Annotated in this window: 6 protein-coding genes and 1 pseudogene; 3 read left to right on the top strand and 4 right to left on the bottom strand. The window is 27.9% G+C overall.

Features of this window, described 5'->3' with window-relative positions; all coding sequences use genetic code 11:
• The coding region (locus Q0V09_RS06235) for an FprA family A-type flavoprotein (RefSeq protein ID WP_297487719.1) at nucleotides 1-1,125 on the bottom strand (1,125 nt) is incomplete at its 3' end.
• A 207-nt stretch (nucleotides 1,126-1,332) separates the two neighbouring features.
• Here Q0V09_RS06235 and lgt point away from each other — a divergent pair.
• Nucleotides 1,333-2,202, top strand: coding sequence for a prolipoprotein diacylglyceryl transferase (lgt, locus tag Q0V09_RS06240; RefSeq protein WP_297404900.1), 870 nt, complete (start codon nucleotides 1,333-1,335; stop codon nucleotides 2,200-2,202).
• 1 nt (nucleotide 2,203) lies between these two features.
• Nucleotides 2,204-2,596 (top strand): META domain-containing protein, encoded by a 393-nt coding sequence (locus Q0V09_RS06245; protein ID WP_297404898.1) that lies wholly within the window; start codon nucleotides 2,204-2,206, stop codon nucleotides 2,594-2,596.
• 42 nt (nucleotides 2,597-2,638) lie between these two features.
• Here Q0V09_RS06245 and Q0V09_RS06250 read toward each other — a convergent pair whose 3' ends face one another.
• From Q0V09_RS06250 to pncA, 3 genes and pseudogenes are all read right to left on the bottom strand, one after another.
• Nucleotides 2,639-3,370: a transporter substrate-binding domain-containing protein gene (locus Q0V09_RS06250; protein ID WP_297487722.1), complete on the bottom strand. Its 732-nt coding sequence runs from the start codon at nucleotides 3,368-3,370 to the stop codon at nucleotides 2,639-2,641.
• Nucleotides 3,371-3,373: 3 nt separating this feature from the next.
• Nucleotides 3,374-4,543 (bottom strand): annotated as a pseudogene (locus tag Q0V09_RS06255) (M20 family metallopeptidase).
• Nucleotides 4,544-4,776: 233 nt separating this feature from the next.
• Nucleotides 4,777-5,397 carry a bifunctional nicotinamidase/pyrazinamidase gene (gene pncA, locus Q0V09_RS06260; RefSeq protein WP_297404892.1) on the bottom strand — a complete coding sequence of 207 codons (621 nt, stop codon included), beginning with the start codon at nucleotides 5,395-5,397 and terminating at the stop codon, nucleotides 4,777-4,779.
• A 189-nt stretch (nucleotides 5,398-5,586) separates the two neighbouring features.
• Between pncA and Q0V09_RS06265 the strand changes: the two genes are divergently transcribed.
• Nucleotides 5,587-6,168: a GNAT family N-acetyltransferase gene (locus tag Q0V09_RS06265; protein WP_297404890.1), complete on the top strand. Its 582-nt coding sequence runs from the start codon at nucleotides 5,587-5,589 to the stop codon at nucleotides 6,166-6,168.
• Nucleotides 6,169-6,410: the final 242 nt, after the last annotated feature.

The raw sequence follows: 6,410 nt of genomic DNA on the forward strand, positions 1-6,410 counted from the left end.
AGATTCAATAGCATCAGCAACAACTTCAAGTCCAGGAAGAGCATCAGCAAAAGCTTTAATACCTCTTACACCTCCACCACTCCAAAGCATATTACCAAAAATACCTAAATATCTATTTTTTAAACCATAATTTTGTAATTTATGTAAAAGACCTTGCAGCATAGGATATACATCGTTATTATGTGCTGCAGAACCAATAATTAGGCCTTTATATTTCCAAATATCACTAATAATATAAGAATGATCTGTTTTTGAAGCGTCATAAATTTTAATATTTTTAATTCCATTGTGTGCAAGTTCTCTAGCTATAACATTGGCCATTTTAGCAGTAGTTCCATATAAAGTTCCATAAACAATAACTACTCCTTCTGCTTCAGGAGTAAAACTTGCCCAGTTAGCAAAATGGTTAATAACTACAGAAACATCTCTTCTCCAAAGAATTCCATGAGAAGGACAAATATATTTTATTTCTAATCCACTTAATTTTTTTATAGCATTTAAAACTTGAGGTCCATATTTTCCAACAATGTTAGCATAATATCTTCTCATTTCACTTTCATAGAAAGAGAAATTGATTTCATCATCAAAAATACCTCCATCAAGAGTTCCAAAACTTCCAAAAGCATCATTTGAGAATAATATTTTGTCAGTTATATCATAAGTAACCATAGATTCAGGCCAGTGAACCATAGGAACCATTGCAAAAGTTAAAACATGAGTACCTAAATTAAGAGTATCTCCCTCTTTAATTGTCATGAATTTACTTGTATCAAAGTTAGGAATAAAGGCTTTGATCATTTTTAAAGTAATTACATTACCTATAATAGTAGCTTCAGGGAAATGAGCCATAACATCTCCAAGAGATCCAGAATGGTCAGGTTCCATGTGATTAACAACTATATAATCTAATTTTTTACCTTTAAGTATTCCGTTTATTTTTTCAATATATAATCCAGCAGTTGAAAAATCAACAGTATCAATTATACAAGTTTTTTCATCATTAATAAGATATGAATTATAAGCTACTCCTTGAGGTAGGGGTAAATAGTTTTCAAATCTTTCAGTTTTTCTATCGTTAGTTCCGATCCAAAAAACTTTTTCTGTAATTGGTGCGTGATAGTGCATAAATTCCTCCTTAAAATAAAAATTATTTTAAAATAATATTCTTTTACTACATTTTAATCTAAAATTAAAAAAAATACAACTATATTTAGGAAAATATACAAAATTAAAATAAATTTATTTTGAATTTAGATAAAAGTTAAATAAAATGTTTTACGAAATAAAAAAGTGGTGATATAATCATCATATAATGTTAGAAGGAGGCTAAAAATGGATCCGATTTTTTTTCATATAGGTAGTTTCAAAGTTAGTTATTATGGACTTTGTTATGCAATTGCCTTCTTTATAGGAATAGAACTTTTAAAAAGAGAAGGTACAAAAAAAGGAATGGATAAAGCTGCAATTGAAGATTATGCTTTTGTAGCAATGTTATCAGGGCTATTAGGAGGAAGATTATATTATGTTCTTTTTAATTTACACTATTATTTAGCCAATCCCAGCGATATAATAGCTGTTTGGAAAGGTGGAATGGCTATACATGGTGGAATATTAGGTGGATTAATTGGAACACTGATTTATGCAAAAAGGAAAAAATTAAATGCTTTTTTATTAGGAGATATGGTGGCTCCGTTACTATTACTTGGACAAGCAATAGGGAGATTTGGCAATTTAGCAAATGGAGAGGTTCATGGAGTTCCTACTTTTACACCTTTTAAAGTTATTTTTAGCATAAAACCAGCGTTTAATCAGTGGTTTGCAAATTATAACTTAATGACATTGGCACAAAAATCACAATTTAAAGAGTTAGTACCTTGGGGATTAGTGTTTCCAAATAGTTCACCTGCAGGAATGGAATTCCCAAATCTGCCTTTACATCCAGCAATGTTATACGAAGCATTTTTAAATTTTTTAGGATTTTTATTTCTTTACTTTGTAATGAGAAAAAAGAATTATGCAACAGGAACAGTATGGTGGACATATATTATTATCTATAGTATAAATAGAATATTTGTAAGTTTCTTTAGAGCTGAAGATTTAATGTTCTATGGATTTAGAGCTCCTCATATTGTTAGTATGATAATGATGATTTTTGCAATTATAATGATAATAATAATAAATAAAAAAAAGAGGGTGGGGTAAATTGAAAAAAATATTTGGATTTTTATTAGTAGTTACAATGTTATTTGGAGGGTGTTCGACTTTGACAACAAGTAAGAAAAATTTAACAGGTAAGGAATATGTTTTAGTACAAGAAAATGGAATACCTAATATTTTAATTGGTTTTGATGGAAATAATTTTTATGGATTTTCAGGAGTTAACAACTACTTTGGAAAGTATGAGAAAAAAGGTTCTGATTTAACTTTAGAAAGAATGGGATCTACATTAATGGCAGGACCAGAAGCTTTAATGAAAATGGAACAAAATTATTTTAATGAATTATCACAAGTAACATCTTATAAACAAACGACAGATTCTTTAGTATTAACTTTAAAATCAGGAAAACAATTAATATTTAAGGAAAATAAAAAATAAAATAATAAGCCCTCTGTTATGATTTATAACAGAGGACTTTTTTTATTGTATTACTGTTTTATTTGGAAAATATTTTTTAACAAGATTATTGTATTCATTACTATCTTTTAATTGTAATAAAGCATTGTTTATATCTTCAACAGTTTTTTTTGATCCTTTCTTAAATGGAATTGATGCACCGGGAACTTTATCTTGAATAGTATCTATAATTTTAATATTCTCAATAGATTTAACATATTCTTTTCCGCTTTCTTCAGAAATAATAACTCCATCAATTTTGTTATTTTTTAAATCTAATAAAGCTCCTAAAAAAGAGTTATAATTTCTAACATTAGCACCTAAATTTTTAGCAAAATTTTCTTGCATAGACCCAAGTTGTACTCCAACTATTTTATCTTTAAGCTCTTTTTTATTTGTAAAAGAACTATTAGAATTTGCTAAAACAAGATGAGGAGTATCAAAAAAAAGATATGGATTTGAAAAATCTACTGCTTTTTTTCTATCTGGAGTTTGAGCCATACCAGCGATAATGGCATCAATTTTATTTGTTTGTAAGGCTGGAATTAAACCATCAAAAGACATGTTTTTCCAAACTATAGTATATCCAGATTTTTCTCCTAATAATTCCATAAGTTCAACGTCAAACCCAGTCAATTTATTTTCATCTAAATATTCATAAGGTGGAAACTCTGCATTTGTTCCTACATATAATTTTTTAGCAAAAGAAGTGATTGTTATTAATAAAAATAGTAAAGTTAATGTATATTTTTTCATAAATTATGATACCTCCATAGTTTTAATAAATTCTGATTTTATTTCATTTAAAATAATTGGATTTTTTAAAATTTCAATTCCAGTTAAAGTAAGAGCAAAAATAGCTTCTTTCATTCCTTGATAAGCTTCATCAGTAATAGAAGCCTCAGCAAATCCTTTGCTATGTCCTATAACCTCTTGGTAAAGTGGTTAATAAGGATGTATTGTAGGACAAACATAACTGACATCTCCTGCATCTGTTGAACCACTAGATTGAGAATCTTTCATTTTTTCAATACCTAAAGATAATAATTGTTTTTCATATAAATCCATAAGAGTTTTATTTGTTATTAGATTTAAAAAGCTTGTTTCATAATTTGAAATTTCAAGTGTTGTTCCACTAGATAAAGCAGCACCATAGGCACAATTTTCAACTTTTTTTAAAAGAGATAGAAGGTCTTTTCTATTTTTTGATCTTACATAAAAATGAGCAATAGATAGATCAGGAATTATATTAGCAGCTTCACCACCATTTTTTATAATTCCATGAACTCGGTCACTTTCTAAAATTTGCTGTCTTAAGGCATTAATTCCATTAAAAAGATTGATAACACCATCAAGAGCATTTATTCCCAAATGAGGTGAACCCGCAGCATGAGATGTTTTTCCTAAAAATTTAAATTCCAATGCTTCCATAGCTTGACTAGAAGTGCTTCTTAAATGATAATTACCACTTGTTGGATGAACAATCATGGCAAGGTCAATATCTTTAAAAACTTCATTTTTAGCCATTTGAACTTTAGTACCAAAGGTTTCCTCTGCAGGAGTTCCAATAATGCTAATGGTTCCACCATATTCATTAACAAAACCTTTTAGTAAGACTCCAGCTCCAATACTTGTTGTTCCAAGAAGATTATGTCCACAACCATGTCCAATATCAGGTAAAGCATCATACTCTGCTAAGATGGCTATATTAGGTCCTTTTTTTGTAGAGTTATATGTGGCTAAAAAAGCTGTTTCAATATTACAAAATTTCGTTTCTATTTTAAAATTATTTTCTTTTAAAAATTCAGTTAAGATATTAAGAGCTTTAAATTCTCTTAGGCCAAGTTCAGGATTATCATACATAAACCTATTAATCCTTTTTAATTCTTGAAAAATTTTATCATATTTTGATTCTAATTTTGAATACATAATTACCTCCATAAAATTTTGTATAAAAAAAAGCTCACTTAGTCAATGCTAAGTGAGCTATTAAGACAAAAGGATATACTTAGTCCTTAGAAATAGTTATCTTACTTTCAAGCATAGAAAAAGAATTTATTTTTATTTTATTTTTAAAAATAAAATTCCTATCCCTTAAAAGCATATAACTCTCCTCCTCAAACTTTTTGGTAATAATAACATATTAAAAAAACCTTGTCAAATTAAAATTTAATATCAGTACTTTTGATTAAATGTGCTCCTTTATGTACTATCTCTTTTAATGCAAGTTCAGAATCAAATTCTTGAAGGTTAACTCCTTTACAAGCGTCTTCAACAATATTAACTTTAAAATCTAAATCAATTGCATCTAAAACAGTGTATTTAACACAGTAATCTGTAGCTAAGCCAACAATATAAATTTCATGTATTCCTTTTTTTCTTAAAATATTACCTAGTTGTGTTTTTCTTTTTCTTCCATTATCAAAAAATGCACTGTAAGAATCCACATTAGGATCTGTTCCTTTGTAGATGGTATTTTCAATATAAAATAGTTCCGGATGAAGCTCAGCGCCAAAAGAGTATTCTATACAATGTTCTGGCCACCAAACTTGTGGGAGACCATTTAATTCTCCAATTTCACCAATTATTTTATTAGAGTTAACAGCAAAACTTTTATGATTTTTTGGATGCCAGTCTTTAGTAGAGATGATAAACTGTTTGTTTTTTTTAAAGAGAGTGATGAGATTATTGATTATTGGTATGATTTCAGAAGCATTCTTTACTTCTAATGTTCCACCTTCACAAAAATCATTTTGAACGTCAACAACGATTAAAGCTTTCAAGATATAATCCTCCTAAGAAAAGTGTGATTATTTTTATTATATAATATAATAAAAGGAATAACAATTTATTTTGTATATAATCTCTATTTCTTTCCTAAAATACTAAATAAAAATCTAAAACAGAGTAGAAAATATCAAAGTAATAGAGTATATTATATATAATATAGAAATTTTTAGGAGGAAAAAGTTATGAATGTTATATTAGGAATAGTATTTTTTATATGTGGATCATTAGCAGTATATTTATATCAAAAGAAAAAATATAAAAATTTTACAGAAGAGGATTTTGTTTGTGAATTAATACAGAAATCTTTTTTTAAAAGTAAAAATGCAACACATACGGAACATAAAATAGTTAAAGAATTACTTAAAAGTGAGGATTTTATAAAAGATTTATCTTTAACAGCAAAATTAAAAGGAATGATTGTAGGATATGTTTTATTTACAAAGGTAAAAATTGGGAAAGATACTCTATTACTTTTATTTCCAATTGTTGTAGCTTCAAAATTTCAGAAAAAAGGTATAGGAAGAAGTTTAATAGAAAAAGGTCATTTAATGGCGAAAACTATGGGATATAAGGGAGTGGTTGTCTATGGTGAACCTAAATTTTTTGAAAAATTTGGATATGAATTAGCAAGCACTTATGGAATATTTCCACCAACAGAGTTAGAAAAAGAAAAGTTTTTTGTTAAAGAGTTAAAAGAGGGATCTTTAAAAGAGATTTCAGGAGAAGTTATATATCCAAAAGTTTTTTTTGAAATAAAAGAGTAAAATAGGGAGGAGTATATTTTGAAAACTAATTTTAATGAAAAGGTTGAAAGAAGAGGAACAGATTCAATTAAGTGGAATGTAAATGGGATGCTAGGGATGGCAGAATATGCAGATGAAGAAAGTATACCTATGTGGGTTGCAGATATGGATTTTAAAGTTCCTAATTTTTTAATAGAAAAAATGGAGGAAAGAACAGATCGGAAGAGCGTCGTGTAGGGAAAGAGTGTACGTCCTGGTGTAGA

The organism is uncultured Cetobacterium sp., assembly GCF_947039425.1.
Classification (GTDB): domain Bacteria; phylum Fusobacteriota; class Fusobacteriia; order Fusobacteriales; family Fusobacteriaceae; genus Cetobacterium_A.

Excerpts from the sequence above, each read along its gene's own strand:
- lgt (WP_297404900.1), top strand. The coding sequence starts at position 1,333 with ATGGATCCGATTTTTTTTCATATAGGTAGTTTCAAAGTTAGTTATTAT.
- Q0V09_RS06250 (WP_297487722.1), bottom strand. The coding sequence starts at position 3,370 with ATGAAAAAATATACATTAACTTTACTATTTTTATTAATAACAATCACT.
- Q0V09_RS06265 (WP_297404890.1), top strand. The coding sequence starts at position 5,587 with ATGAATGTTATATTAGGAATAGTATTTTTTATATGTGGATCATTAGCA.